General features: G+C 61.3%; 36 protein-coding genes. 1 reads left to right on the top strand and 35 read right to left on the bottom strand.

Annotated elements, in window-relative coordinates:
• The 35 genes from AC1RS8_RS27720 to AC1RS8_RS27550 form a co-directional block, all read right to left on the bottom strand.
• Positions 1-645 carry a putative phage tail protein gene (locus AC1RS8_RS27720; RefSeq protein ID WP_493164215.1) on the bottom strand — a complete coding sequence of 215 codons (645 nt, stop codon included), beginning with the start codon at positions 643-645 and terminating at the stop codon, positions 1-3.
• On the bottom strand, positions 636-1,679 hold the full coding sequence (locus AC1RS8_RS27715) for a baseplate J/gp47 family protein (RefSeq protein ID WP_493164214.1): 1,044 nt from the start codon (positions 1,677-1,679) through the stop codon (positions 636-638). The genes AC1RS8_RS27720 and AC1RS8_RS27715 overlap by 10 nt, the downstream gene beginning before the upstream one ends.
• A complete protein-coding gene (locus AC1RS8_RS27710) occupies positions 1,669-2,055 on the bottom strand; it encodes a phage GP46 family protein (RefSeq protein ID WP_493164213.1) in 387 nt (128 codons plus the stop codon). Before AC1RS8_RS27710 ends, AC1RS8_RS27715 begins: the two co-directional genes overlap by 11 nt.
• Positions 2,052-2,567 (bottom strand): phage baseplate assembly protein V, encoded by a 516-nt coding sequence (locus AC1RS8_RS27705; RefSeq protein ID WP_493164212.1) that lies wholly within the window; start codon positions 2,565-2,567, stop codon positions 2,052-2,054. The genes AC1RS8_RS27710 and AC1RS8_RS27705 overlap by 4 nt, the downstream gene beginning before the upstream one ends.
• Positions 2,564-3,673, bottom strand: coding sequence for a phage baseplate assembly protein (locus AC1RS8_RS27700; RefSeq protein WP_493164210.1), 1,110 nt, complete (start codon positions 3,671-3,673; stop codon positions 2,564-2,566). Before AC1RS8_RS27700 ends, AC1RS8_RS27705 begins: the two co-directional genes overlap by 4 nt.
• 2 nt (positions 3,674-3,675) lie before the next feature.
• On the bottom strand, positions 3,676-4,935 hold the full coding sequence (locus AC1RS8_RS27695) for a DNA circularization protein (protein WP_493164209.1): 1,260 nt from the start codon (positions 4,933-4,935) through the stop codon (positions 3,676-3,678).
• On the bottom strand, positions 4,932-6,782 hold the full coding sequence (locus AC1RS8_RS27690) for a phage tail tape measure protein (protein ID WP_493164208.1): 1,851 nt from the start codon (positions 6,780-6,782) through the stop codon (positions 4,932-4,934). The genes AC1RS8_RS27695 and AC1RS8_RS27690 overlap by 4 nt, the downstream gene beginning before the upstream one ends.
• A gap of 142 nt (positions 6,783-6,924) precedes the next feature.
• Complete coding sequence (locus tag AC1RS8_RS27685; RefSeq protein ID WP_493164206.1) at positions 6,925-7,221, bottom strand: phage tail assembly protein; 297 nt, start codon at positions 7,219-7,221, stop codon at positions 6,925-6,927.
• Positions 7,218-7,565 (bottom strand): phage tail tube protein, encoded by a 348-nt coding sequence (locus AC1RS8_RS27680; protein WP_493164205.1) that lies wholly within the window; start codon positions 7,563-7,565, stop codon positions 7,218-7,220. The genes AC1RS8_RS27685 and AC1RS8_RS27680 overlap by 4 nt, the downstream gene beginning before the upstream one ends.
• A gap of 54 nt (positions 7,566-7,619) precedes the next feature.
• Complete coding sequence (locus AC1RS8_RS27675) at positions 7,620-9,104, bottom strand: phage tail sheath subtilisin-like domain-containing protein (RefSeq protein ID WP_493164204.1); 1,485 nt, start codon at positions 9,102-9,104, stop codon at positions 7,620-7,622.
• Positions 9,101-9,316: a DUF2635 domain-containing protein gene (locus AC1RS8_RS27670; protein ID WP_493164202.1), complete on the bottom strand. Its 216-nt coding sequence runs from the start codon at positions 9,314-9,316 to the stop codon at positions 9,101-9,103. Before AC1RS8_RS27670 ends, AC1RS8_RS27675 begins: the two co-directional genes overlap by 4 nt.
• Positions 9,313-9,882, bottom strand: a complete 570-nt coding sequence (locus tag AC1RS8_RS27665; RefSeq protein ID WP_493164201.1) for a phage tail terminator protein — start codon at positions 9,880-9,882, stop codon at positions 9,313-9,315. The genes AC1RS8_RS27670 and AC1RS8_RS27665 overlap by 4 nt, the downstream gene beginning before the upstream one ends.
• 45 nt (positions 9,883-9,927) lie before the next feature.
• Positions 9,928-10,449, bottom strand: coding sequence for a hypothetical protein (locus AC1RS8_RS27660; RefSeq protein WP_493164200.1), 522 nt, complete (start codon positions 10,447-10,449; stop codon positions 9,928-9,930).
• Positions 10,442-10,798 (bottom strand): head-tail adaptor protein, encoded by a 357-nt coding sequence (locus tag AC1RS8_RS27655; protein ID WP_493164199.1) that lies wholly within the window; start codon positions 10,796-10,798, stop codon positions 10,442-10,444. The genes AC1RS8_RS27660 and AC1RS8_RS27655 overlap by 8 nt, the downstream gene beginning before the upstream one ends.
• Positions 10,795-11,178 (bottom strand): head-tail connector protein, encoded by a 384-nt coding sequence (locus tag AC1RS8_RS27650; protein ID WP_493164198.1) that lies wholly within the window; start codon positions 11,176-11,178, stop codon positions 10,795-10,797. Before AC1RS8_RS27650 ends, AC1RS8_RS27655 begins: the two co-directional genes overlap by 4 nt.
• A 36-nt stretch (positions 11,179-11,214) precedes the next feature.
• On the bottom strand, positions 11,215-12,456 hold the full coding sequence (locus tag AC1RS8_RS27645) for a phage major capsid protein (protein WP_493164196.1): 1,242 nt from the start codon (positions 12,454-12,456) through the stop codon (positions 11,215-11,217).
• A 17-nt stretch (positions 12,457-12,473) separates the two neighbouring features.
• A complete protein-coding gene (locus AC1RS8_RS27640) occupies positions 12,474-13,091 on the bottom strand; it encodes an HK97 family phage prohead protease (protein ID WP_493164194.1) in 618 nt (205 codons plus the stop codon).
• 5 nt (positions 13,092-13,096) lie between these two features.
• A complete protein-coding gene (locus AC1RS8_RS27635) occupies positions 13,097-14,320 on the bottom strand; it encodes a phage portal protein (protein WP_493164192.1) in 1,224 nt (407 codons plus the stop codon).
• On the bottom strand, positions 14,317-14,463 hold the full coding sequence (locus tag AC1RS8_RS27630; protein WP_493164190.1) for a hypothetical protein: 147 nt from the start codon (positions 14,461-14,463) through the stop codon (positions 14,317-14,319). Before AC1RS8_RS27630 ends, AC1RS8_RS27635 begins: the two co-directional genes overlap by 4 nt.
• Positions 14,464-14,467: 4 nt before the next feature.
• On the bottom strand, positions 14,468-16,201 hold the full coding sequence (locus AC1RS8_RS27625; protein WP_493164188.1) for a terminase large subunit: 1,734 nt from the start codon (positions 16,199-16,201) through the stop codon (positions 14,468-14,470).
• Positions 16,202-16,210: 9 nt separating this feature from the next.
• Positions 16,211-16,645 (bottom strand): phage terminase small subunit P27 family, encoded by a 435-nt coding sequence (locus AC1RS8_RS27620; protein WP_493164186.1) that lies wholly within the window; start codon positions 16,643-16,645, stop codon positions 16,211-16,213.
• 186 nt (positions 16,646-16,831) lie between these two features.
• Positions 16,832-17,224 carry an HNH endonuclease gene (locus AC1RS8_RS27615; protein ID WP_493164184.1) on the bottom strand — a complete coding sequence of 131 codons (393 nt, stop codon included), beginning with the start codon at positions 17,222-17,224 and terminating at the stop codon, positions 16,832-16,834.
• A complete protein-coding gene (locus tag AC1RS8_RS27610) occupies positions 17,160-17,399 on the bottom strand; it encodes a hypothetical protein (RefSeq protein WP_493164182.1) in 240 nt (79 codons plus the stop codon). The genes AC1RS8_RS27615 and AC1RS8_RS27610 overlap by 65 nt, the downstream gene beginning before the upstream one ends.
• On the bottom strand, positions 17,320-17,781 hold the full coding sequence (locus AC1RS8_RS27605; protein WP_493164180.1) for a hypothetical protein: 462 nt from the start codon (positions 17,779-17,781) through the stop codon (positions 17,320-17,322). The genes AC1RS8_RS27610 and AC1RS8_RS27605 overlap by 80 nt, the downstream gene beginning before the upstream one ends.
• On the bottom strand, positions 17,778-18,281 hold the full coding sequence (locus tag AC1RS8_RS27600; RefSeq protein WP_493164178.1) for a lysozyme: 504 nt from the start codon (positions 18,279-18,281) through the stop codon (positions 17,778-17,780). The genes AC1RS8_RS27605 and AC1RS8_RS27600 overlap by 4 nt, the downstream gene beginning before the upstream one ends.
• Entirely contained in the window at positions 18,269-18,472 is a 204-nt protein-coding gene (locus tag AC1RS8_RS27595) for a hypothetical protein (RefSeq protein WP_493164176.1), read from the bottom strand. The genes AC1RS8_RS27600 and AC1RS8_RS27595 overlap by 13 nt, the downstream gene beginning before the upstream one ends.
• 199 nt (positions 18,473-18,671) lie before the next feature.
• Complete coding sequence (locus tag AC1RS8_RS27590; protein ID WP_493164172.1) at positions 18,672-19,040, bottom strand: hypothetical protein; 369 nt, start codon at positions 19,038-19,040, stop codon at positions 18,672-18,674.
• Between the two features lie 11 nt (positions 19,041-19,051).
• The gene (locus tag AC1RS8_RS27585) at positions 19,052-19,393 is read right to left on the bottom strand and encodes a hypothetical protein (RefSeq protein WP_493164168.1); all 342 of its coding nucleotides are present in this window, start codon (positions 19,391-19,393) and stop codon (positions 19,052-19,054) included.
• Positions 19,390-19,659: a hypothetical protein gene (locus tag AC1RS8_RS27580; RefSeq protein WP_493164166.1), complete on the bottom strand. Its 270-nt coding sequence runs from the start codon at positions 19,657-19,659 to the stop codon at positions 19,390-19,392. The genes AC1RS8_RS27585 and AC1RS8_RS27580 overlap by 4 nt, the downstream gene beginning before the upstream one ends.
• Before the next feature lie 30 nt (positions 19,660-19,689).
• Entirely contained in the window at positions 19,690-20,991 is a 1,302-nt protein-coding gene (locus tag AC1RS8_RS27575; RefSeq protein WP_493164164.1) for a tyrosine-type recombinase/integrase, read from the bottom strand.
• A gap of 148 nt (positions 20,992-21,139) precedes the next feature.
• Positions 21,140-21,373: a hypothetical protein gene (locus tag AC1RS8_RS27570; protein ID WP_493164162.1), complete on the bottom strand. Its 234-nt coding sequence runs from the start codon at positions 21,371-21,373 to the stop codon at positions 21,140-21,142.
• Positions 21,370-21,792 carry a hypothetical protein gene (locus AC1RS8_RS27565; RefSeq protein WP_493164160.1) on the bottom strand — a complete coding sequence of 141 codons (423 nt, stop codon included), beginning with the start codon at positions 21,790-21,792 and terminating at the stop codon, positions 21,370-21,372. Before AC1RS8_RS27565 ends, AC1RS8_RS27570 begins: the two co-directional genes overlap by 4 nt.
• A 12-nt stretch (positions 21,793-21,804) precedes the next feature.
• Positions 21,805-22,266 carry a hypothetical protein gene (locus AC1RS8_RS27560; protein ID WP_493164158.1) on the bottom strand — a complete coding sequence of 154 codons (462 nt, stop codon included), beginning with the start codon at positions 22,264-22,266 and terminating at the stop codon, positions 21,805-21,807.
• A 15-nt stretch (positions 22,267-22,281) separates the two neighbouring features.
• On the bottom strand, positions 22,282-22,848 hold the full coding sequence (locus tag AC1RS8_RS27555) for a hypothetical protein (protein WP_493164153.1): 567 nt from the start codon (positions 22,846-22,848) through the stop codon (positions 22,282-22,284).
• On the bottom strand, positions 22,835-23,095 hold the full coding sequence (locus tag AC1RS8_RS27550) for a hypothetical protein (RefSeq protein WP_493164149.1): 261 nt from the start codon (positions 23,093-23,095) through the stop codon (positions 22,835-22,837). Before AC1RS8_RS27550 ends, AC1RS8_RS27555 begins: the two co-directional genes overlap by 14 nt.
• Positions 23,096-23,265: 170 nt before the next feature.
• Here AC1RS8_RS27550 and AC1RS8_RS27545 point away from each other — a divergent pair, with 170 nt between their 5' ends.
• Positions 23,266-23,931 (top strand): XRE family transcriptional regulator, encoded by a 666-nt coding sequence (locus AC1RS8_RS27545; RefSeq protein ID WP_493164147.1) that lies wholly within the window; start codon positions 23,266-23,268, stop codon positions 23,929-23,931.
• Positions 23,932-24,129 lie beyond the last annotated feature (198 nt).

Raw genomic sequence — 24,129 nt, 5'->3', positions numbered from 1 at the left:
CTATAGGTCCTCGATGCCGGCCACAGCAGCCGGCACCACGTAATGAATGGCGTTGAACAACTGATCGACCTTGAGCGCGATGTCAACCACCTGCGCTCGGCCAAAGCCCAGCACGACGTCGGTGTATTCCGGCGCGTCCCGCTGTAGCCGGCAATCCAGCGTCGCCGCTGCATCGGTGCCGTAAAACTCCGCTGGGACCGAAGCGATCCAGCTCCACGGCCAACCCGCGCCGTACAGGGCATCGCCGACACTGGCCAGGCCAACCCGGGCCGGGCGGAACTCCTGAATGTCGACGCTGATACCGATCTGAGTGCCCAGCTTGCGGTAGTAGCTCAGCTGCGGGGCTCCGGTCGCGGTCAGCTTGGTTAGCACCGCTTGGCGACGCTCTTCCAAGGTTTGCGAACCGGGCACCACGCACACATCGGGCAAACCTAGATAGGCCTCCCAATCCGGCAGCAACACCGTCGCGGTGGCCGGGTTCAGCTCCAGCAGCAGCCCCGCATTATTGCCGTCCACGCGGCCGAGTTCGGGCGCGAGCGCAGCCAGCAGTTGCGCCAGGTCTGGCTGTAACTCCAGATCAAACGCCGGCCCTGGCGGCAACAACTGCCGAAGTTGTTGGAGGTAATCCGCCTCGGTCAAATCCATGTGAACACTCCCGGTACCGCGACCTGATTGGCCGCCATCACCACATCACCCACCGGCAGCTCCAACACATGGTTGGTTTCACCGGGGGTGTTGCTGATCGCCGTGCGCACATGGGTCAGCAGTAAGGTTTCACCGGGGCCACCTTCGTCGACGATCAAGCCGCGCAAACTGCGCTCAACGTCCACACGTAACGCCGTGCTGTCAGGAATCAGCCGCAGCCTGAAATCCAGCGGCCGTCTTTCGGGGGCCAGGGCGTACACCTCGGAGGTGACCGGGCGTTTCTTGTCCAGATAGGCTTGAACTTCGGCCACTTGCGACGCGGTGGGGATAATGTCGGGATCACCGTCACGCACGAACACCAGGCCAAACGTGCCGGGCCCCATCCAGCGCGGCAAAGCCCAGGCGCGAGTGACGCCTGGCACCTCCAAGGCCCATTCGACAAAATCGTCACCGTTGCCGACCTTGCTGGGGTTTTTAAAGGCCGCTTGCACCCGCGCCCGCAACGCCTCCAGGTCTTCCTGTTCGGTGCCCCCAACGATGCCATCCGGGCCAATGACGGCCGTGGAGTTCACGCCCAGCACCGGGGTGACCGCCGTCAGATTGCCGCCCTCGATGTTGCCCACGGTGCCTACGTCTTCGGCGATAAGTTGCAAGGTGGCCGCGCCATCCACCAGCGTCGCGGCCTGGGCCACCACGTAGCGGCGGCCATCCTCGGATCGGTAAAGCTGGCCAGCATCCACCAGGCGACCGCTCGATCCCGTCACCGACGCCGGCCCAGCGGCCGCCACGGCCGTGGTGCGCCCCCCTTCTAAACGCCACTCCGCCCAGCGCAGCAACATTTCTTCATCGCAGCTCGCCGGATTGGACTGCCGGGCGATCCAGTTCTGATAGCCGTACAGTTCGTACGCTGTACCGCTTAGCGCCCGGGCGGCCACTTTGGCGTCAGCGCGGCGCAGCGCGTCCGGGGCGTTACGCTCAAAATCGGCCTCAGTGCGCTTGATCAGCGCCGGCAGCGTCGGAATCTCATACGGCATTGATCAGCTCCCAGGTATTTTCAAAATCCAGTTCCAGCGCTCCACCGTTCTGCTCGACCAGCGCGACGCGCAGGTTCATCCGATCATTCCCTTGACGCTCGACCGTTACCGTAACGGCCGTGACAATCTGGTCATCGATCAGCCAGGCCAACGCTTCTTCGGCGTAGGCTTGGGCATCCTTGAACGTGTCCGCGACCAGCGTCCGGCGCGACAACAACCACAGGCGAGAACCGATCTTGTCGCCCGCCACAGACGGCACGCAGTCGCCCCACCAGCCTTTGCGATCGCTGTCATCCACGACGTCATCCGGTCCCGCGCGGCGCCAGGTAAACAGGCTGATGGTCACCGCGCGGCGCAACAATTCTTCACGGTTCATGCGCCACCCCCGACCGGCGGGCCGCTTTGGTCGGTGCCTTGTTTCACGCCGTCGTGCGGGTGATTGATTTGGCTCACGCCGCCCGCGATTTGATCACCCGCCGATTCGATTCGGCCGGTGGTGCTGATCAGTGGCGTATCGAAGTTCACCGATTGCGTGGCCTTGATGTTCAGGGTCACGGTTTCAATGTCGATAATCCGGTCGCGCTTGAAGTGGATAAAGTCGCCTTCATCGGTGTACATGGCCACCTCGCCCGGGCTCAGGCCCTGGAGCCGAAAACGCCGGTCCGCGACCACGATCACCACCGCATGGCTGCGGTCGCCGCCGATGAAACCGGCCAGCGCCTCAGCACCCGCCAGGGGGCTGGCCGTAAATCCGTAGGGCTCCAGATGTTCCACGTTGTCTTTGACCTCGCCCGCCAACAGCCGCAGTTGGAGGCTTTGCAGCTTGCTGGCCGAGTTGCCCAGGGCCACCACGCCACGCGCCAGAAAGTGCGCAATGCCTTTTTTCATGGTTTGTAATCCGCTGGAATGAGGTATTCGAAGTTGTCGGTCTTCTTGCCCTTCTTGAGCTTGCGCTTTTCGTACGCATCGTTCGGCTCAGGCAGGAAGGCTTCCGGCGGGGCCACACTGATTTTTGCCGTGGTGCCCTTCTCGCTCAGCTCATAGCTGATTTCACTGATCAACATGTCGCGGTCAAAACCGATCAAGGGATCGACTACCCGCACAATCATGTTGTGCCGCCACAGCGCGCCGTTGCTTTGGCGCCAACCCTGAATCACGTAGTTGACCGCCAAGGCCTTGCCCACCGCGTTAGCCCGCTCCCACTCGACCCGCTCCCGGGCAATCGAGGCATTCATTTGCCCGGATTGCTGAATGACCTTCACCCGCCGACGGTCGATTCGTGCGTCAGTGATTCGGGCTTCGACCTCGGAGGCCTCGGCGCCAAAGCTGTCGTCGGTGCCGCTGCGCTGACCCTTGCAGACGTATTCGGAAAACACATTGGAAAAATCCAGCTCGGTATCGCCGGACAACAGGTTTTTGCCCAGCTCCAACGTGTCTACCGCGCGGCCTGCACTGCCCGGGCTGGCGATCACCAGGCGCCCCTGGCCGTCGTCGGTGCTGAACAGGCGCGACAGGGTTAACAGACGATCAATGCTTGCAAAGGCCGTTTCGCCAGGCTCCAGCGTGTGGTCCTCAACGCCCAGGGTGACAGCAGCGTCATTGACCACCTTGATGCCGTATTCACCGGCAATCGCCGCGATGATCTTTTGCACGCTTTGCCCGCGCCATTGCCCCGGCTGATTGATGGCAGCACAGTCCACCAGATCCGCCGTGCGCGACCGCCCGACAATGCTCAGCGTCACCGACTCGTCGTCGTAACGAATCGGCGTTTTGTCCACATAACCGGTCAACAGCAGATCCTGGCCAATGCGCAATTCCACCGCTTCGCCCTGGGCGATCCTCACAGGGACATCGCCGCTGCCTGGCCAACGCCATGTGATGCCCAGGTTGAAGTCCCGCGCCTGGCGTTCCAGGCCGGCACCAATGCTGACGCTTTTCCACCCGGCGAAGTCGTGCCCGCCAGCGCTCAGGGTGACGGTATTCAGCTGATCCATGATTAGGTTTTCGCTATCTGTAGTTCAGTGGCCGGCACAAAACCCGGGTGGCGCACACGGTTACGCGAAACGATTTCGCCGCCGCGCAAGGCGTCGCCATACAACGCATGTGCCAGCACCAGGGCCGACACGGTTTCCGCCGGAGCATACGAACGCTGTCCGACTCCGCTGCGCGCCACCTCCGTCAGGTGCCGATCAAGGGCCAGGCGGGCATCACTCAGCGCGCCGAAGTGATCCGGCTGACTCTCTTCCGCCACGGACCACAGCGCGTCGCTGATCGCGTCACGCACGGCCAAAACGTCATCCGCCACCGGAACCGTCGTTACTACCGCGCTACCGGCTTCGACCGTCGCCCCTTGCTGCGCCAGTTGTACGTCAAGGTCGGCCGGATCACTGACGCCACGACCCACGGCGACCGGGACTTCGGCCATGTCCAGCAGCAAGTCCAACAATGCCGCGTCTTGAATCAGGCCAATCACAGCAGCCTGAATCGTCGCCACGTCGGCGTTATCCGTAACGGACGCCGACGTCTGTAGCGACGACACCGCCGACGCTTTGGCCCTGCTGCCCTTGAATGATCCGCCGGAGCCGTAGCCGCTAAAGGACCGCTCAAGGCCGGCGACCCCGGACAGCAGACTGTCAGCGAACGCCCCAGGACCATTCAGCAGCGAAGACACCAGGCCATTAAGGTCGGTCCCCAACGCAGCCCCCGGACTGAGAAACTTCAGCGCAAAGCTAAAAGCCCCCGACACCGCCGAGCGAATCGCCGACGCGCGTTGCCGGGCCAGATCCACCGGCGCCATGGCCGTGTTAAAGCGATCCTTGATCGACCCCAGCAGGCTCGGCGACTGGGCGGCCAGCAGGCGCCGGGTGTTCGGCGACTGCACAGGAAAGGCCAACATGCCGTCGATGAACACCAGGCTAAAACGCACCACGCCCATTTCGTTACGCGCATGGGACACTTCGCAGTCCCCGGCGGTGACGGTCATCCGCCCGAACCACGGGTGGATCAGCTCTCCCGGCCCGGGCGTGTCCAGCGCCGTTAACAGCCGGTCACGTTGCGACAGGCAGTCATCCCCGACCACAAACCCGGAGAATTTGTATTGTCGCGTACGCCGGCCCAAGTCTTCGACAAAGGGCTGATCGCGCTGGGGGAACTCGTGCAACTGCGTGCGACGGCCAACGTTGACGCTGTCGGTATCCAGCCAGAACGGCACCCCGCGAAAGGAGGCGCCTTGTCTTCTATCGCGCCATTCACTCACTGCGCATTCCCCCCAGCCAAACTTCGATAACCTACGCGCGGCGTAATGGCCAGACCCGGCTGATTGCTGCTGCCTGGATCAACCCGCATACCGGGCGGCGCCCCCTCAAAGCGAACCACCAAAGAGCCGTCCAGATTGGCGCGACTACTGGCGGCCGCCTGGGCCAACAACGACGAACCCGGCGATTGCCCGCCAGGGGCGACCAGTGGGCTCGGCACACCCGAAGACACCAGCGGACTCGGCGCGGCGGTCATCCCGCCACCAGACCCGACAGCGCCGCCAGTAGTCACAATCCCGAGCTTGCCACCCACCCATTCGCCCATTTCCATAAGCGGCTCCAGGTACGGCCTGATCCGTTCGTACATGCCTTTAAACCAGGCGACGATGGGTTCCCAGTTCGCGACGATCATGCCCATCGGCGTGAAGGCGAACACCGTTTTGAACAGCTCCCACAGCCCCGCCAGCGGCCCGCGGATCTTCTCCCACACCGCCTCAAAATACGGCGCCACCGTCGACCAGTTGGCAATCAGCAGGCCGGCCGCCAGCGCAATACCGCGCACGATCAGACCTATCGGACTCATACCGACGACTGCGCTGAAAAGCTTCATCGCCATCATGGAAGCCATCACCGCCACACGCAGCACGGTGAAACCGATAGCGGCACCCAATAGCCCCTTAACCAACCACGGATTGGCCGCTGCCAGGTCGCCGACTTGGCTGATCATTGGCCCCAACGTGGTCAGGGCGTCATTGAGTGGCGGTAGAAAGATCGTCCCGAGGGTGATGCCCGCGCTGGCAATGCGGTTGCGCAGCAACTGAATGCCGTTCGCCGTGGTGGCCGAACGTGACGCATATTCCTGCTGCATCGAGCCGGTGTATTGCGCCGCGTCGCCCGCGTTGGTGAAGTTCTTTTTCAACAGATCAAGGTTGGTCAGCATCGGCGCAATCGCCCCGACCGATTCCGTGCCAAACAGCTCGGTTAACAACCCGGCCTGTTTGGTCTTGTCGACCTTGGCAATACGATTCAGAACGTCCAGCATCGTGCCCTGGGCGTCTTTCTGCATGCCCTCGGCCAGTTGCTTGGTATCGACCCGAAGCGCCTTAAACGCGGCCTTCTGCGCCTTGGTAGCTGACGCCCCCTTGGTCAGGGCCAACATGAAGTTTTTCATGCCCGTGGCGGCGACTTCGCTCGGCACCCCCACCCCGGCCAAGGTGGCACCCATGGCCGCAATCTGCCCCGACGCCAGGCCGGCAATTTCACCCAGCGGACCGATCCGCGTCACGATGTCGGAAATTTGCTGCGCACTTGCCGGGCCGGTGTTGCTCAAGTAGTTGATCTTGTCGGCCAGCGCGACCACTTCGGGCTGCGTCAACTTAAACGAGGTCCGCCACTTGGCCATCATGTCGCCCGACTGCTCGGCGGTCTGGTCAAAGGCAATGCCCATCTTGACCGCGTCAGTCGCGAAGGCCTTCAGCTCTTCCCGAGGGATCGACGCTTGGCCACCGGCCGCAACAATCTGCGCGATGCCCTCGGCGCTCATCGGCAGCGCTTCGGATAGATCCAGCACGTCTTGGCTCATCTGTTTGAACTGGGCCGGCGTTTCGAAGTTAACCACCTTCTTCACGTCGGCCATGGCCGATTCAAACTTGATCGCCTCATTCACCCCGGCAATGAACGGGGCGGCCAGCGCACCGCCCTGGACCACATCGGCAAAGCCAATATTGCCCAGCCCGGTTTTATCCAGCTGCTTACGAAAGCCGGCGACGTTCTTGCGAATGCCGGCGAGCGTAGGCGATAGCTTGTCGACGCCGGTAATCAGCGCCTTTAGCTCAAACTTATCTGCCATGACTACCCCGTCGCGCCGGCCGCACTAATGCGCTGCGCGTGCTGCAAAGATTCCTGCAACACGTCTAGCGGGCGACTCATCATTTGCTGAGGATCGACCTTCCAGAACCAGGCAAGGTCGTACACGGTCCCAACGAGCTGCTCTAGCTCGGCTCCGTCACCGGCGGCGTCCCTGAAGCCGGCGTCAAGAAAAAACCGGCCACCTCCCAAGCCAGGCTATTCAGGTCGTTCAGGTCCAGCGTGTTCACCGACGGCGCGGGAATGGCGCCACACACGGCAATGTATTTGGCGGCCACATCAAGGTTCAGCGTCACCGATTCGTCCTTGTCGATGGCATAGGGCAGCGCCTTGATCGCGCGGCATTCGGGAACGGTCGGACGGCGCAGCGTGATGTCGGTCACTTCTTCGCCGTGTGCCTGAATCGGTTTATTCAGTTTCATTGCCAAACCCCTTTAACGCCGTTCCATTCAAAATCGATTGTGCCGTCATCACCCTTGGCGGACGGCTCCCCCACCAGATACGCGCCCGACAGGACATACACCCGGCCATTACCAAACTCGACGGTAAGCGTCTGATTAGTACCCTCTACCAACTGCTTGATCGGCAAGTCCGGGTCATCCACGGCGGTCAACTTCACGTACGGCGCTAGGTCCTCTTCTTTGAAAAAACCCGGCGCCACGGTTTCGCGCTTTTTGTCACTGAGCGGGCATTCAACACCCCCGGTGACCGTGACTTGACCACCGTCAACCTTGGCGTAAACGGTGCCTGCGACTTTCTTGCCCATTGCGTTCTCCCACAAAAAAGCCCGCACTGGGCGGGCTTTGGACGTTCGTTAAATTCAAGCGGCGTATTGCAGGCGGAATTGGTATTGCAGCGCGAAGACTCGCAACTGGTTAATCAGGTCCGGCGGATACAACACGTTCACCCGGTTCGGGTTGGTACTCGACCGCTCCACGATCAGATTGGCGGCAAAGGCGTCGGCATTCTCGACAATGCCCAGGCGCTCCAGGGCGTAATAGGTGGCGATCATTTCGCCGCGAATCACGTTCGGCGTGACAATGGCTTGGCCCGATCCGAAGCGCGTGCCGTCGTCAGCCAGCTTGTGCCGGCCGTATTTGCTGGTAACCACCGACTTCAAGAAGGTGATCACATACGCCGACTGGTGCAGCGTTTCGCTGTCCAGATACGAATCGTCGGGCTGGTTGAACGCGTTCAACTGGTAGGTAGTAATACCGCGCTCGATCCGCGCCGCACCACCACCGTAATAGGCGGTGGCAATGCCGTGGGTTAGCAGCGACTGCCGTTCCGTCTGGTCAAAACGCGCTCCTGCCGGCGCCGGGGTGATGCCGGTCAGCGCGCCGGTTTGCGTGGGCCGGGCCGGGTCGGCCGAAATAAACACCGCCGTACGCGCGGCATAGGCCGCCGCCACGCGCCAGAACGGATCGGGACAGCCCGCCTCGAAACCATGCACGGTGGCGTGCTGATCGTTACGCGTCACGCCGAACGCCACCAACTGCCCGAGCGTGCCGCGCTTGGCGGCGTATACATGGCCATACAGTTGCTTTGCCCAACTCCAGCGGCCGCTGGTGTCATCCATGAATGCTTTCCAGGCATCCAACGACGTGGCATCCGCCCACGGCGAACAGATGAACTCGAAAGGCTCGTCACCGAGACTAGCTAACGCTTCGGCCACATCGGGCGAGCCCACACCGGCCGCCATGGCCGACAGCGCCACCACCAGGCCGGCCGGTGTGGCTTCGCCGTTGTTACGACCCAGGCGATTCAACTGCAAGGCAATGTCGTTGCCACTGTCGCCCGACCATTTGCAAGTCAGCGTGACAACACCGGCTAACGCGGTCGCCGTGACCGACAGCCCGGCGGCATTGACCGCCGCCGCCAAGGCCGTGGCCACCGCCGCCGGGGCCGCGCCAGACGCCACCACCGCGCGCACACGGGCGCCGGCAATGTACAGGTTAATCATGCCGGCCTCAGTGGCCGCGCCGGTAATGGTGACGGTTCCGGCGGCCTTGACGCCCTCACCCTTGATCGGCAAACACCAGACCTCGCCCGCCGGATCGCAACGGCGCCAGGTGTCGTACATCTGCGCCAACATCGAGCCCACGCCGCCAATGCTCTTGGCCAGGCTCAGGCTCGACACCAGGGTCAGCTGACCAACTTCCTCAGCGGTCGCATCGTCGTTGACCTGGGCCACGATCAGGCGCGGCATGCTGGACGTTCCGCTGTTCGCCTGACTGTTATCCACCTCGGCATAAAACAGCGGCACCCGGATATCACTCGGGATGTTGTTAAAGCTGACGGTCATTCGCCTTTACTCCCTTTCACGGCCTTGGGTTCGATCACTGCCGGCGCCGGCACTTCCGGCGGATCGGCCTCGATCACATCGACGTCCTTCAACCGTCGCTGCCAGTAGACAGTGTTCGGCACTGAACGCCCGGCGGCCGGCAACAGCTCGCCGCCGTTCTCCGGATCAGGCACGGCCCGGCCTTCCGCCGGCTTTACATAGAATCGCGTCACTGGGGTAAGTCCTCGCGCGTTTGAAATTCGATACGGCCGTCAGGGCCGCCATGGGGGTCAATAAAGTCGTAACTGATGTTCAGCCCCTCCAGTGGGGGCAATCCGTCCAATACGCGCTCCTGCCAGGTTTCCGGGGGCTCCGCCTTGGAGTTGCGCCCAAGCTGAAACTCGGTGAAGAAGCGGAACCGGTACACCACCCGGGAACGATCGATCAACAGCAAAGCGCTGCCGCCGTACTGCAAAGGCTCGCTTTGCTCATCCGGCACAAACCCGACCAAGGCGCGCCACAGTTCGGCGCGCAAGTCGTGCAAGCGATCAGCCGCGTCCTGGCCGCGTTCATCCTTGTTGGCCAGCACCACGCACACGTCAAAGTCATCGGTGATGGCCTGGGCAATGACGTTGCCCCTACTCTCGCCGGCATCGTCCCCGACGACGATCACGTAAGCCGCCGGCAGGGCCATGGCCGCGCTCTTTTCGGCCGGGTCCCAATCCAGCCCGCCAGCCACCCGCCCAGCAAATGCCGGGCAATAGCTGCGCAACTGTCGAATGACAGGGGTTATTTTCATTGGCTGAATTCCACGCTGAACAAGCCCTATGCAGGGCTGAAATGGCTAAATCAGGCTGGCCGCAAAGGCTTGCGACAGAATGGCCTGAACTTCCGGTTTGCTGTCCTGCAGGGCGTCGGTCATGTAGTTATCGCGTGGCGAAATTCGCCACCCGCCGGCTTGCCGCGCCGCGATCAAATCCGCCCGAGCGCCACGGGCGCGGCGGTTGCTTTTGCCACGCCCCTGCCCCGGGGCCAACGCCCTAACCCGACTGCCTTCACGCACCCCGTAATGCAGGTACGCCGGATAAAAGGCGGTCATGGCCGCTGTTTTGGTGGGGGCAATCTTGACCATAAACCCCGAGCGCGACACCTTGTAGCTGATTGACTCCAACGTCGCGCCGGTACGGTTGACCGGGTAGCCGTCCTGCCCCTTACCTAGAGCCAAGTTCATTTGCGCGCGCTGCGCGACCAGGCGCCCCACCTTGCGCATCCCGGCGCGGATCTTGCGCTTGTCGAAGGCCTCACGCGCGAAGCTGTCGAAGCCTTCGACGTGTAGATAACCGTCAATCGAAACCGAGTTAGCCATAACCGGAACCCTCGCTATCGCTGTCCAACTGTTCCACGTCGACCACGGTGTACACCCGCCCGCCGTTCAGATCCGTGGGCCGGCGGACCCGGAACACGCGGCCGTCATCACAGACAATCTCATGCCGCGAATCCAGCCCCTTGACGCGCCGAAAGATGATTCGGTGCGTGAAGTCGTCCCCGGTTTGCTTGGCGCCGGTATACACCGCCGTCCCCAAAGGCATCAGTTGCGCCCAGCGCTTGGCGACAGGGATGAATTGCGATTCTAGCCCCGCGTCATCGCTGGGCATGTCGTTGCGAATGCGCACCGTAATACGCGTATCCAGATCACCCGCGCCTGGCTCTTTCATAGCGTGATCCACCGATAGGGATTAACCAGGGCGTCGAAGGCCAAGGGCAGATCCTTGGTGCCTGAATTGTTGGCTTCTGTGACGGCCTCACGATTTTTAAACCAGTGCGCCACCAGCAGCAGCATGGCAACCCGTATGTCATCCGTTACGGGTAACGCATTCTCCGGCGAACCCTCCGGCAACAACGCGCGTAAAAAGTCCTCATCGTTTAGCTGGTCCTCCGTGGCCCCTACTGGCGGCACCACGTCGAACAGCTTGCGACCGCTCCGACTCTCCACCAGGCGCCACGCCGCACGACCGTAGACCTTGAGTAGGCTGTCTTCTTCGGTCTGGTCCAGCTCAAGGCGGCAATGCTCTTTTATTTGCGACAGTGTGAGCACTAGCGTACGGGGCCGATTACTCGGCCCCGCCCCATATTAAGCGGCCGGTTTGCCTTGCAGCGCCTTGATGGCCGCGACGTCTTGCAGCACCACACCGAAACGGGTGAAGGCCAGGAAACCGACTTGGCCATACTCGGCAAAACGCTCGACCAGACGCTTTAGGGTCATGCCGCGCACTTCGCGCAGAATCAGCTGGTTGAAGTCACCGGCAAACATGAACTTGTTACCGGCGCCGATATCCGCAATCGCCTGATCGATCACGTATTGCTGTTTCAGGATGGTCGCCGGACGCTCGGCGTCGATGCCCGGCAGCCACAGCGGACGGTTATTGCCATCGACCAGTTCTTCAATGGCCTGCAACGTCGAATCGTTGAATGCCAGGCGGAACTGAGACGCCGCACGATAGGCCGGGTCAATCGAGTGAATCAGGCCGTTGATTTCCTGCCAGGTGACTTTGGCCGCCGCCGCCGTCACCTTGCCGATAGAAGTCGAAACTTCCAGACCGCGCGGTTGCTCAGGTGTAGCCCCTGCCGCCGCCGCGCCGGTACCTTTGACCAGCAAGCGTGCCCGGGTGCGGGCTTGACGACTGCCGATGCGACCAGCCAAGAAACCTTCGATATCGACGCCGGAGTCAGCCAGCAGCTGCTCAGAGACGCGGATAATCTTGGAGCTGATGGTGTAGGAGCCCAGCGTGCCCATACCAAAGGTCACGTCGCCTTCCGAAGCGGCAACGTTCTCGCCAATCAACTCACCCTCTTCGTCTTCGCCGTTGCCGATCACCCAGGCAATCGGCGCACCGTTGTCGGTGGCCAGCAGTTGGGCCACCGAGGCAATACCGCCGAAGGCGCGCAACGCCTCGACTACACGGGTTTGCAGCGTGGTCGGCACGGTGTAGCCGCCCGCCTCAGGGCCGCTGGTGCCTTGGGCACGCATTTGCATGACCATCGAGCGCTGTTCCGGCGTCAGTTGATCGACGCCGTGACGGAGAAAGGAGGAAAACGCACTACGCTGTTCGGCAGCCGGGCCGTCAAGATCGCCGACCGGCGTACGGTCGTTGCGGTTTTCGTTACGCGCACGCTCTTCAACAAAGCTTTGATCGTTATCGCGCAACTCTTCTTCGCGCTCGATCTTGTCTTTGATGCCGGCCAGCTCGGTGCGCATGGCCTCCCATTTGCTGCGCGTCTCGCCGGTCCAATCGGCGTCTTTGGTGCTTTCGTGCAGGCTGCGCATTTCGGCCGATTTGGCGGCGTACAGCGCTTTCAGTTCTTTCAGAGTCATTACAGATTCCCCAGGGGTTAAAGGTCCATCAGGTTCAACAGGCGCTCACGGGCGTCGCGGGCGAATTCGCCACGGGCTTCAAGGCCTTCGGTTTGTGCCTGCTTCCAGGCGTCCAGCGAGCGCTGTGCAGCGCTTGAATCGGGGTAGGCCGGAAAGGACACCGGACCGACGTCGCGCAGCTCGGCGACCTTGTAGATGGTGCGAATCACCACGCCGTCTTCTTCGTGCCAGGTGTCGCCGCCCGGGGCGACGCGCATGGCAAAACTGCTGCCGGACATGTCGCCGCGCGCAATCGGCGCGACGACTAGATCCCGAATGGTCAGGGTGTCCGGCGTGTCGATTTCGTAAGCCAGCCCGCGTTCGTCGACTGTCAAACGCAACGTGCCGCTGGTGGTGCGACCCAACAGATAGTTGGGGTCGTGGTTGAACAGGCCGCGCGTGTCCTGGGCCAGTACGTCGTCGAAGGCACCCGGGGCGATCAGCTCGACAAAGAAACCACCCAGCAGGTCGCTGCGCGTGTTGAACACAGCGGCATAGCCGACGATCTTCGGCGCGCCGGTCTGGCCATCGGGAAGCCGGACAGCGCGAAGCTCGCATTGCTGCGCCGGCAGCATGCGTTTTTCAATTTCACTCATGAGGGTTATTCCTGTTGCGTGACGGGTAACGGCAAGCCGTCAGCCCCTAGAAGCCGGGCGTTGACGTTGATCAGCATTGAATCCAGGCCGGTGATCGGGTTCATGTCTTCAAACACCCGCACTTCGTTGCGCGTCATCCAGCCGTCCAGAATCGCGCGGCTGTAAAACTCGGCGCGCTCGGTCGGCGTGCCGCGTAACAAACCGGCCAAATTGAACTTGACGTAGTAGCCCGCCAGGCGCTCGGCGCGGGTGAACACCTTGCGGTTAATCTCCTGCTCCCAGTTCACAATCCACGGCATGATTGAGTGCCGTACGAACTGAATGGCCTGTTCGCTGATGTTGGAAAAGGTGGCCTTTTCCAAGTCGTTGATCATGTGTGCCGGCACGTTGAACATGCCGGCGATTTCGCTTCGGGTTAGCTTGCGCGTCTCCAGAAACTGCGCGTCCTCCGGGGCAATGGTCAGCGCCTTGTAATCCAGATCCGCCGGCAGCAGCAGCGTTTTGTTTTCCGACTGGCGCAGCTTGCTGGCCGCATTGGCCCAGGCCTTTTTCAGCCGCTCCCAACCGTCCTCTTTAACGGTGCCGCTCTTCAGGGTGATGATCCCCGTAGGCCGCCCGCCACCCTCGAAAAACTCTTTGCCGTAGCGCACGGCCGCCAGGCCCAGGCCGATGGTTTCGGCGTTCTGCCGAATCGGGCTGATGCCTAGCTTTCCGTTCGACCCAATGGCCCGGACATGCACCATGTCTTCGGGCGCCACGGCCAACGGCTTATCGTCGTCGTCCAGGGTGCCGTAGATCCAGCGGGCACCGTTGCGCAGAAGTTGCGTGCTTTGCGGCTGGCACAGCTCGATGCCTTGCAGCTCGCCGCGTCGACCGCGCACCAGGCGGCTGTAACCGTTGCCCCAGCCCAACGTGTGCGCCTGCTTGGTTTCGCGCCATTTGTATGACGTTTGCCAGACGTTCGGTTCGTCGTGCAGCAGGTAGTGGGCCGGGTGATCGGTGCCTGGGACAATCCGCCCGTCGATCTTGCGCAGCACGTTGATTGGCAACTGGGCCAGGGTGCTGGACAGCACATAGATACAGGCGTAAACCGCCGTCAGTTTCTGCGCCGTCTCGGGGCTGACGTGTATCCCATTGCCCCCGCTCAGAAGCTCGCCCAGTTCCTGGCTGCTCAGTGACACCGCCGGGTTTTCCATGCTTCGCCGTTCGTGACGGCCGGAAAAGATCACGGCCGCCCCCACAGCCAAGCGCCGGCCATCAGCAACACGCCGCCGACCATCAGTGCAACACCGGGGCCGAACTGGACATAAAGCCCAGCCACCAACAGGCAATAGCCTGCCGCCCCGAGTAAATCGGGAAGGTACTTTTTCATAGGGTTACATCGCCAGAATGTCGTCGTCGGTAAGGTTGTCGAGCAAACTGCCCTCGACCTGATCGGCCAGCATTGCGCGGCTCATGGCCATCAGCACGGCGACCATGCCGTCGATCTTGCGCAGGTTGCCTTTGCCTTCGTCTTCTTTCATCGGGGTCAGACAGCCCCGGTATTCCTTGGCCGTCACGTTGCCCGCCATCCACGACAGCACGGCGTTAGCCGGGTGGTTAAAGCGCCGCGACACCAGGGCCGCTTCCACTTCGCGCATCGGCATGTTCATGGTCTGGATGCCGCCGCCGACCTCGACCACTTCGGCGCCGTCCGCTTGCAGTTGGTGCGCCAGTTGCGTGGCGCGCCACTTGTCGTAGGCGATTTCCTGAATGTCGAACATCGCCGCCAGGTCTTTGATGTCGTCGCGCACCACGTCAAAATCGGTTTCTTCGCCGTCCGTGGTCAGCAACTCGCCATTGATCACCCACGTTTCGTAGGCCTCTTTGAACGTCACCGCGCGCTCTATCGCCCCCTCCGGCAAGTAGGACCGGCAGAACACCGTCCACACGTCGCGGCCGCGTTCGTCCTTGTCCTTGAACACCAGGGCCACAGCGGTGATGTCCGACTTGCTGGCCAGGTCGACACCGACCCAACATTTGCGCCCCCGGAATTGCTCCAGGGTTAACGCCGGATTGCCGCAGGCGGCCCAGTCCGACATGTTCAGCCAGGCCGAACGCGAACTCACCCACACATTCAAATGCTTGGTTTTGAATTTGTTCAGCTGTGACGGGTAACGCTTGGCGTTGGCTTGCATGCGCAACAGGTATTCGTCACCGACCGAAACCCCGAAATTCGGGTTTGCCTTGCGCAACACCTTCGGGTCTTGCCAGTCGTCCCCATCGTCAATGGTGTAGATGATGCCGAACAGCTCTTCGTTCTCGATCCCACCTTCGCCCAGGGCGTGCAACAGCATGTCTTTGACCTGGCCGCGTTGCACATAGCAAGGGCCGGCCAGGTTGTAACCGGCCGTGGTAATCACAAACATCAGCGGATGTTCGCGGGCACCCATGCCGGTGATCATGGTGTCATACAGCGCCGACGACGCGTGTTCGTGGTACTCGTCGACAATCGCGCAGCTCGGCGAACTACCGTCGCCCGGGTCGCCGATCAGCGGCTCGAAGCGGCTGCCGTCCTCGGGAAGCGACAGGTTCATCACCATCAGCTCGGCGCCGCAGTCCTCGATCAGTTCCGGCGTGTTCTTGAGCATCAGCCGCGCCGGCCGGAACACCTCCATTGCCTGATCTTCGGTAGTCGCCCCGCAATACACCTCGGCGCCAAACTCGCCGTCCATGGTGAACATGAACAGGCCTAGGCCGGCGGCGATCACGCTTTTGCCGTTCTTCCTGGGGATCTCGCAATAGACCTCACGAAAGCGCCGCAGCCCGGTGCGCTTCGACCGCCAGCCGAAAATGCAGCAGAAAATAAACTTCTGCCACGGCTCCAGGGTGATCAGCAGCCGTTTGCCGGCCCACTTGCCTTTGGTGTGCGGCAGCAACTGGATGAACTCGCACACCCGCTCCGCTTCGGCCTTGTCGAACTTCCAGGCGTAACCCTTTTTCTTGGACTTCTCCAAGTCGCAAAGGTGCCGCCGACACGCCGCGCGCACCCACTTGCACGCCTCGATTTTGCCCGCCACCACGTCGCGGGCGTACTTGTTCGCCGCGTTGACGTTGGGTGAACTGGCCATAGTGGGTGGTTATCCGGCTTTGCCTCCCCGCAGTGCGGTAAAGGGGTTGTTGGGTTTCTCTTTGCCGCCCGGCTTCAAACGCGCCCGCGCCGCCGGGTCCAACCCGAGGGCGCTGCCGAAGGTCGCCATTTGGCGCATGGTTTCGTTCGCCACGGTGCAGGCCGGGTTTTTGATTTCCTGCTTGGCGCCCATAACGATGATTCCGTTTTTCGTGATGTCGGCCTGAGCTTCGCGCCAACGCTGATAGGCCATACAAAACGCTTCCAGGTTGTGCAGATCCGTGACCGTCAGAATCTTGGCCTCGACCAGCCAGGGCGCGACCTGATCCCAGGCGGCGACAGCGATAGGGCCGAACCATTCCGGCGGGTCAGGCACCACGACCAGGGCGTCGGGTGAAGGCTCTTTGGTATTGAGCTTTCGCTTCCCGGCGTTGCCTTGAATCACCTTCAAGGCCGTGGGTTTAGGGGGGCGACCGCGTGCCATATGTCAAAACCCTCTCCAAATTTCCAAAAGTACGAATTTTTTAATTTCGCGGTCGCGCGTTAAAGGCTGGGCGAGCGGTGGAGAAGGCGAAACCCTCCAGAGATTTACCCCGCCCCCCTCCCGCGCTGCTTTTTGGTGCGTTTTTCGCTACCTGATCGGCACACGTTCGCCGAAGTCGCGCAGCCTCGCTTCGGCCGCCTCCCTTTGCGTTTTGGCCTTGTGACAGTCGATGTTTAGGGCCTGCAAATTGTCAAAATCGTCACTTCCACCCAATGATTTAGGTGTTACGTGGTCGACTTCTGATGCAGGAAGGCGACGACCTTTGCAGTCACCGCACTGACACAAGTAACGGTCGCGCTTGAGGACCGCCGCGCGTTTCTTGCGCCATGCCCAGTCATACCCGCGCTGTTCGGCGGTACCGCGATCCGGCTTACTCCAGCCGCTGGCCAGGTGAATATGCTTTTCGCAGTAGCCGCTAGTGTCCTGAGTCTTGGCCGGGCACATTGGCGAACGGCACGGACGTTTGGCCTTTGGCGGCATTGGTTGCAGCTCCTTGCTTCTGGATGCAGTCGAGTACCTGAGTGGCACAACGGGTTAGCGCGTCCTCGGTTTCGTCCAGGGCTCGCGTCCAATCCTCATTGGTCACCAGCGGCGGCCGGCCCGGCAGGCGACACGGCACCAGGCTGCACGACAGCGGCGCCTGCTCGATAAGCAACGGGGTCGGTGGTATCGGGGCGCGCGTACCGCATCCCGAGAGCGCCAGGGATAAGGTCAGCCAAATAAGCGTTGGTCTTTTCATCGGTGCGTTTCAGCTCGGCCAGGCTTCGATTGAGCTGGGCGGCCTGGCCGTCCAACGTGGAATAGATAGAGCGGGTTCGCGTGTCGATCAGACCCAGCACGACGCGCAAAGCCTGCTGATCCAGCAAGGCTTTCCTTAACGTCGCGTTGTTGGCCTCTGATACTTCCACCGACTTGCGCAGGGTCGCGTTTTGCTCCATGGCCAATTTGGTGACCTGGGCCGAATGATCGGAAAGCCACAACGCGGAAACGACGACGATGCCAGCACCTAAGCCGGCAGCCAGGCCGTAAATATTCATAACCCTACCTCGCATAACGTCCGCTCAATGGCGCGACGGTGGACGATGCCGGCGCAGTTGCTCGCCTTGAGCCGGCAGTCTTTGCCGGCGACGTAGACCCAACGATCTATCTGCGCGCAGGCCTCGGCGGCCCGACCAGCATTAGCCAGGCGGGCCGCCGTGGAGTTGCAGAACGCCGAGCCGCCGACGTTGTAGGCCATCAGCCCGAAGGCCGCGCGGCGCGTTTCCGGCATGGGGTAACTGACACAACGATCAACAGCGGCCAGGCCGATATTGATCGCGGCAGCATTGCGCCGCTTGCAGCCCTCGACCGTCTCCACATCGCCAGGCTTAACGCCGTAGGTGACACCGCCGCAGATGGTCCAAACGCCGCCAATGTCCTGATAGGCCGTCAGCGGGTCGCCCTCAAGGATCGGCACGCTTTCTTGCATGATTCCGAAGGCCGTCGCACCCGCAACAACTGCGGCGAGAATCGCCCGGGGTAGGGTTACTTTCGCCATTTCTGCCACCACGACGCGACCAGGGTTCGCCACCCGGGAAAAACCAGAGTGCTGATGGCCAGCACCAGATAGACCACCGTCAAGACGCTGATCCACGTTTCAATCGGTATTTCCAGAATCTGCGCCCCGACGTATGCCGCCGGAGGGGTCGCCTTCGCGAAAACGGCGGAGGTATCGGGGGATTCGTTCACTTTCCTGTTTCCATAAAAAAACCCCCGACCTGTGAGGGCCGGGGGTTAAGGGAGGGCTGTGCAGTGCCACCGTGGCCGCAACATCACCACGATGGAGCAAACGATAGGGATAACCGCCACGCTTGTCAACACGATAAGTTGATAAGAGCACGTTTCGTGTAAAACCCACGCACTGATCAACCCGCTTTAGCGTTACCCGTCACAGCACCGCAGCGGGGATTTTCAATTTCCAAGCAGTCGGGGTATGCAGGCAAGCCAGCTCCCCTTTAAACGCCCCACCACAGCCCTCGGGCAGGGTTTTGCCGCACTGGTTGCACGGGTAACGCTGGGCGTCGGCAATCTGCCCTTTAAGCCTGGCGTGGTCCTCACGCACAAGAGTACATATGTACTCCTCAACGTCGTACGGCCCATCGATCCCGCCGCGCACCGTGCGCGACTCTTCCAGCATGGCGCGCTCGGCCGGGCTCAGCTTGGCGGTGACCTCCTTAATGTCCTGCTCTTTCAAGCGCGCCCGGCGTTTCTGTTGCCGCTGGGTGCCAGACTTCTTCTGCTTGGCGTTACCCGTCACGCTGGCCCCTTTCACGCGCTGACCCTCGGGAACAGATTCAACCCATCGGCCGCGCTCAACTGATACAACTTCGCGTGCCGAACATCCCGCGCCTGCCAGTTGGCCACGGCTCCAGCCAGGGCCAAGTGATAGTCGGCGCACCCATACAACACCGCCTCATGAGTCGGCCCCTGGCTGCCACATTCGTGACAGAACACATAGGCATCCACCAGCGAACCTTCATCGCCGTAGTCGTCCATTTCGACGGCAGCGGCGTAGGGGTACTCGGTGTCAATAACGACAGGCACTGGCGGCCCACCACAGAACGGGCAAGCCTGAAGCACAACCGGCAGCACAACCGTTTCGGCATTCATGCGTGAATCCTCCCGGTGATCCGCTCCAGCCAGGTCAGACGACGCGGCCCCGTGACTTTCGACTTACGCAATACCAGCAACAAATGACGCAACTGGGTGTATTGCTCAATACGCATCGGCCCGGCTTCGATGCACTGGCGCACCTCGGGCCGATTGATTTCGGTGTCGAGGATTCGGGCGATTTCGACGAAGTATGACGGGCGGAAACTTTCGCTCCATTGGTCGTGCCACAGCTCAAGGGTCATGTTCTTTTCAGGGCTTTTCATGGGAATAACTTCCTCCTTAGGGATGAATGGTTAAACAGCGCCGCACGCCTTACGACTCAAGGCGTCCAGGCCTTCCAGTGTTTCGGCCCGTCTCGCTTCTGTCTCGGCCTGATAGCCGGTCAATTGGTCAAAGCCTCGGTCGTTCAGCCAAGTGTTCCAGCACTCCAGGGCGTCGCGCTTCTGCTGCTTTAAGGTGGTGTGGATATAGGTCGCACTGATGCCGGGCAGTTGGTGGTTCAACAGAAACTCACCGACTTGAAACTCAACGCCCAGGTCTGCCCAGCAGGTGCGCGCAACCTTTCTCAAGTCGTGACTGGTCCACTCCCCCACCCCTAAAGGCTTGAACAGTTGGTCGGCTTGTTTGGGGTTGATCGGCTGGCCGTTACGCGCGGGGAACAGGTACGCCCCGACATAGTTAGCGGCTTTTTGCTGCTCACGATAAAGGCGCAGGAAGTGGCAGATTTGATTGGTTAAAGGAACGACCAGCTCTTGCCGGGTTTTCGCCTCGGCCGCTGGAATGAACCACTCCCCATCTTCAAGGTTGATGTTTTTCCACTTGGCCAGGCGGGTTTCACCGATACGCGTGCCGTGGGCCAGCATCATCACCGCCAGGGCCACAGAGGCCGGCAGCTCGTCTTTGAGGCTGATCAGATGGGCCAACACGCCGCGCAGTTGATCCGGGCGAATCGCCCCGGGCTTGGCCTCGATACTGGCGGCAATGAAGTCGGGAAAGGTGAAACCGGCCAGCGGGTTGACGCTGATCAACTTCAGTTTGGCGGCTTGTTTGAAGGCGCCCATCAGCACCCCGAACACCTGGCGCACGTAGGCCAGCGAATAGCCTTCCTGCAACGGCCAGATCAACTTTTCATCCAGGCGGGATTGATTCATGTCGGCCAGCGGCTCACCCGCCAGGCGCGGCCGTAGGTGGCACTTGATCACCGACCGAATGGCGTCTTTGCGTTTGGTCGACTTGTTACGGTCGCGTTGGTTGCGGTCCAGATACCACGTCAGCAGCTCGCCCACGGTCTGCCAGCCATCCACAGCCACCGAAACAGACGGATCAATGGCCAGCTTCTGAAGAATCTTCGGTAGCGCTTCCATAAAGGCCGACGTGTCCAGCGCGGGCCAGTTGGCGATTTTGCTGTACGGGTTGGGTTTGCCTTTGTGGTAGGTGACGACGTACCAACTGCCCGACTTGCGCGAAGCGTGGTAACGGAACAGCACCGGGCGGCGCGTGTCGCGCAGCTGCTTGACGGTCGGGTCAGCGGCGTGGCGTTTGATGGCGGCGTCTGACAGCGCAACGCTGACAGTGCAGGTATCGGCTTGAGGCATTGGCCTGGCTCCTTGGGTAAGGCGACCAGGCCCGCGTAGTTAGGTGGCCCGGTCGCGGATCAGGCGCAGGGCTCCCCTACCCATCCAGTTGACGGGCACACAGCGGGGACGGACTGCGCGCGGATTCATTCGTTAATTCGTTAATTCGTTATTTGACGGGGTGAATCTTGTTACGCATTTCGTTGGCCAGTCGCACGACGTGGTAATGCTCGGCGGTCTTTTCGGCGGTCGGTCCTGGCATGGCCAGGTAGTCGGTCAGGACCAACACAAAGGCGCGCAGCTCCTTGGTGTGTTCGATCAGATCCATCGCCGGCTTGAACTCTTCTTGGCCGGCATACGGGCCGAAATAGGCCTCGACCTTTTCCATGGCTTGGGGTGTCATTGGCTTAACCTCAGTTTGGTTTCAGTGAAGGCCCGCGCCGCTTTCAATCGGCGTTCATAGGTGCGCAGGCTGATGCCCAGGGCGTGGGCTTTGTTGTATTGATCGGCACCGCGCGGGTCGTATTGCTCGATCCCTCGGCGGGCCGCGACCAGCCACCAGGCGGCGTTGTATTCCATACGCAGCACGTCCGCATTCAGTGGGTCAGCGGCAAACAGCGACAACACCGCCTCTTCAATGGCGCACTCAATACCGCCGGTTTGCGGACCGCTGCCCCCGCCGCCACCGAAAAACAGCTCGCCCTTGTTGTCGATCAGCTTGGCCAGCATCGAGCGGCCGGCCGGCGCGGACTGATCCGCACAACTCCAGCGCGCCCAAAGATCGAGCGCGACGTCGAGCGTGTCGACCTTGCGGCGAGCCATATCAGCAGCGCCTTACGCTTTGGCCAGCGCGGCCACTGCCGCCGCACACAGCGGGGCGATGTCGCGCAGGCGGGGCAACACCAGTTCCGACAGGGCGTCGAGCGGCGCCAGGACATGGCGGAAGCTGTCGCCCTTGGCGGTGACGTTGAAGTCACCCGGACGGTTGATCACCTCGGCAGACGGCGTGCCGTAGACATGCCAGATCACGCCGCCCTGGGCGCGCACCACGCGCGCTTCCTCTTCGGTCAGACAATGGACGATCACCAGGCCGCCGGCCGGGTTTTTGGTCTTTTTGTCCAGGGCCGTGTCCAGGGCGTCGCGTAGGATCATCGAGCGACGCAGCGGGCGGTTAACGCCCGGAGCGGTGACCGCAAAGGCGGCCAGTGACTCTTTGCCCGAGTCGATCAGTCGGCCGGCAATCGCGACGCGCTCGGCTTCAGTGCCGCCAGAAAGTGCAATCAATAACAAGGTCATCCCCTCGGCCTGCCGTCAGCGGCGGGCGCGTTCAATTTTGGTATTGCGCACAGTCTTCAAAAATTCATGCAACGCGGTCGGGCTCGGGGCCGTGTTCGCCTTGCGGGCCAGCTCTATGGCCAGCTCCATTTCTTCAATCGTCACGTTCGTGGCGCACCAGCGACGGAACAAATCTTGGGTGTACGGGTCTTTCCCTAGCAGCGGCGGCATGCTCAGTTCGCATTCAAACCAGCGGCGCCACTGATCGGCGATTTTCGGCAGCTCCAACGGCGCCAGGAATGCGTCAAAAGCAGCCAGCGTCACGCGTAACGGGGCGCCGGGCTCTTCGCTCTGTTCCAGGGTCAGCCATTCGGCTTTAGCCAGGTAGGCCAGCAGCGCGTTGACGTCTTGCGGGCCGGCCTGCAGCGCGTCCACCCAGTCGCTGACGGGCAGTTCGATCACGCCGGCATCCCGCGCCGGGCTGGCCGCGAACAGCTCCAGCAACTTGATCAGCCGGGCGAAGCCAGGCAGGCCAAAACGCTGCTCGACCTTGTGCACGATCGGCATGGCGGAGAAGTTGGAAGGAAGGTTAAGCAGCGTCATGGGTCGGCACCGCTAGCAGTTTTCGCGCGTACGGCGCATAAATGCCGTTCCAGTCCACAGCCCCTTTTGACTTCAAAAGGATGTTGGCCGCAGACGTAAAGCACGGCAGGCGCTCATGCCGGTACCACGATTGCACCGTACGTGTTTTTTCGCCGAGTAAACTGGCGACAGCGCGCGCGGCCTCTAGGCTCAGCCTGCCCGCCTGCCCGGTGCCCCCGACGTTTTCAATCCAGCGATTCAATTCCACGAACAGACGCCCTTTTACACGATTAGTGTAAGTCTATTTCGAGCGCATCCCATTCTTCAAGCTTTTTTTCGACCTGTGTACACTTAATGTGTATATTTCTACGGGTTAACTATAATATTCAAATATTGCCAAAGGCTTTAAACCTCACGGCGACCATTGAGAGATTGCGCATGTCCGAATTACAAGCGACCGTCGCCAAACGGATTAAGCAGTGTCGCACTAGTCACGGCTGGACCATGGACGAAACCGCCAAACGCTTGTCCGTCATTGCAGGCAAAGAAATGTCGCCCTCCCGGTATTCCAATTGGGAGCTGGGCCTACGCATGCCTGGACCGGAACAAATGATTCACCTCGGCCAACTGTTCGGCAAGCCGGCAGCCTGGGTTCAAGGCTTCACCGACAACGACAGTTTAGGTGCGGTGTCGGCCCAATACGTGACCGCCAACAGCCCGAACATTTCGACCAAATCCGGCTTTCTGAGCGTGACGCAAGCCACGGATGCCACGGCGTACAGCCTGGAATACTTGGCCGCGCGTGGCCTCAACCGCAACAGACTGCTGTCGATCCGGCAGATTGATAAAAGCATGCAAGGCGTCGTCGACGAAGGCGCCGAGGTGCTGCTTGATTTGGAAAACCAGGCCGTGCGCGGGGCTGACTTGTTTGGCATTGCTGTGGCGGGCCATATCTGGATTCGCTTTATCCGGCCTGAAATGAATGGCACCTACACCATTACCGCCGCCGATAATTCGCAGTACGCGGACCAGAATCTAACGGCCGAACAATTTCAAGATATTGACGTTATCGGTCGGGTGGCCCGGATAGCCCACGACAGGTAATGAGTTAACAACATAGCCCTTAGTCCAAGGGCTTTTTTATTGTCTGAATTTACACTTTACGTGTAACATTGCACGCAAATCAGGAAAGGCAGGTTCCCCATGCAGCAAGGTAGCGAAGTTTCCCCACACACCCCACAACGCCTCGCCGAAGTACCCGGCGCGCTGATCATCCAACAACAACGCGTGACAGCCGTTAAA

The sequence above is a fragment of the Pseudomonas sp. GW821-FHT12A04 genome (genome assembly GCF_058807755.1).
The sequence above is the reverse complement of the archived record's forward strand: the minus strand, read 5'-3'. Positions and strand labels throughout refer to the sequence as shown.

Coding starts and splice junctions, on each gene's coding strand:
- AC1RS8_RS27555 (WP_493164153.1), bottom strand. CDS start 22,848: ATGACGCTGCTTAACCTTCCTTCCAACTTCTCCGCCATGCCGATCGTG.
- AC1RS8_RS27570 (WP_493164162.1), bottom strand. CDS start 21,373: ATGACACCCCAAGCCATGGAAAAGGTCGAGGCCTATTTCGGCCCGTAT.
- AC1RS8_RS27690 (WP_493164208.1), bottom strand. CDS start 6,782: ATGGCAGATAAGTTTGAGCTAAAGGCGCTGATTACCGGCGTCGACAAG.
- AC1RS8_RS27545 (WP_493164147.1), top strand. CDS start 23,266: ATGTCCGAATTACAAGCGACCGTCGCCAAACGGATTAAGCAGTGTCGC.
- AC1RS8_RS27560 (WP_493164158.1), bottom strand. CDS start 22,266: ATGACCTTGTTATTGATTGCACTTTCTGGCGGCACTGAAGCCGAGCGC.
- AC1RS8_RS27665 (WP_493164201.1), bottom strand. CDS start 9,882: ATGAAAATAACCCCTGTCATTCGACAGTTGCGCAGCTATTGCCCGGCA.
- AC1RS8_RS27565 (WP_493164160.1), bottom strand. CDS start 21,792: ATGGCTCGCCGCAAGGTCGACACGCTCGACGTCGCGCTCGATCTTTGG.
- AC1RS8_RS27660 (WP_493164200.1), bottom strand. CDS start 10,449: ATGGCTAACTCGGTTTCGATTGACGGTTATCTACACGTCGAAGGCTTC.
- AC1RS8_RS27625 (WP_493164188.1), bottom strand. CDS start 16,201: ATGGCCAGTTCACCCAACGTCAACGCGGCGAACAAGTACGCCCGCGAC.
- AC1RS8_RS27655 (WP_493164199.1), bottom strand. CDS start 10,798: ATGAAAGAGCCAGGCGCGGGTGATCTGGATACGCGTATTACGGTGCGC.
- AC1RS8_RS27685 (WP_493164206.1), bottom strand. CDS start 7,221: ATGAAACTGAATAAACCGATTCAGGCACACGGCGAAGAAGTGACCGAC.
- AC1RS8_RS27700 (WP_493164210.1), bottom strand. CDS start 3,673: ATGGATCAGCTGAATACCGTCACCCTGAGCGCTGGCGGGCACGACTTC.
- AC1RS8_RS27705 (WP_493164212.1), bottom strand. CDS start 2,567: ATGAAAAAAGGCATTGCGCACTTTCTGGCGCGTGGCGTGGTGGCCCTG.
- AC1RS8_RS27585 (WP_493164168.1), bottom strand. CDS start 19,393: ATGAATGCCGAAACGGTTGTGCTGCCGGTTGTGCTTCAGGCTTGCCCG.
- AC1RS8_RS27630 (WP_493164190.1), bottom strand. CDS start 14,463: ATGAAAAAGTACCTTCCCGATTTACTCGGGGCGGCAGGCTATTGCCTG.
- AC1RS8_RS27675 (WP_493164204.1), bottom strand. CDS start 9,104: ATGACCGTCAGCTTTAACAACATCCCGAGTGATATCCGGGTGCCGCTG.
- AC1RS8_RS27680 (WP_493164205.1), bottom strand. CDS start 7,565: ATGGGCAAGAAAGTCGCAGGCACCGTTTACGCCAAGGTTGACGGTGGT.
- AC1RS8_RS27645 (WP_493164196.1), bottom strand. CDS start 12,456: ATGACTCTGAAAGAACTGAAAGCGCTGTACGCCGCCAAATCGGCCGAA.
- AC1RS8_RS27710 (WP_493164213.1), bottom strand. CDS start 2,055: ATGAACCGTGAAGAATTGTTGCGCCGCGCGGTGACCATCAGCCTGTTT.
- AC1RS8_RS27580 (WP_493164166.1), bottom strand. CDS start 19,659: ATGAAAAGCCCTGAAAAGAACATGACCCTTGAGCTGTGGCACGACCAA.
- AC1RS8_RS27615 (WP_493164184.1), bottom strand. CDS start 17,224: ATGCCGCCAAAGGCCAAACGTCCGTGCCGTTCGCCAATGTGCCCGGCC.
- AC1RS8_RS27640 (WP_493164194.1), bottom strand. CDS start 13,091: ATGAGTGAAATTGAAAAACGCATGCTGCCGGCGCAGCAATGCGAGCTT.
- AC1RS8_RS27600 (WP_493164178.1), bottom strand. CDS start 18,281: ATGGCGAAAGTAACCCTACCCCGGGCGATTCTCGCCGCAGTTGTTGCG.
- AC1RS8_RS27720 (WP_493164215.1), bottom strand. CDS start 645: ATGGATTTGACCGAGGCGGATTACCTCCAACAACTTCGGCAGTTGTTG.
- AC1RS8_RS27605 (WP_493164180.1), bottom strand. CDS start 17,781: ATGAATATTTACGGCCTGGCTGCCGGCTTAGGTGCTGGCATCGTCGTC.
- AC1RS8_RS27575 (WP_493164164.1), bottom strand. CDS start 20,991: ATGCCTCAAGCCGATACCTGCACTGTCAGCGTTGCGCTGTCAGACGCC.
- AC1RS8_RS27715 (WP_493164214.1), bottom strand. CDS start 1,679: ATGCCGTATGAGATTCCGACGCTGCCGGCGCTGATCAAGCGCACTGAG.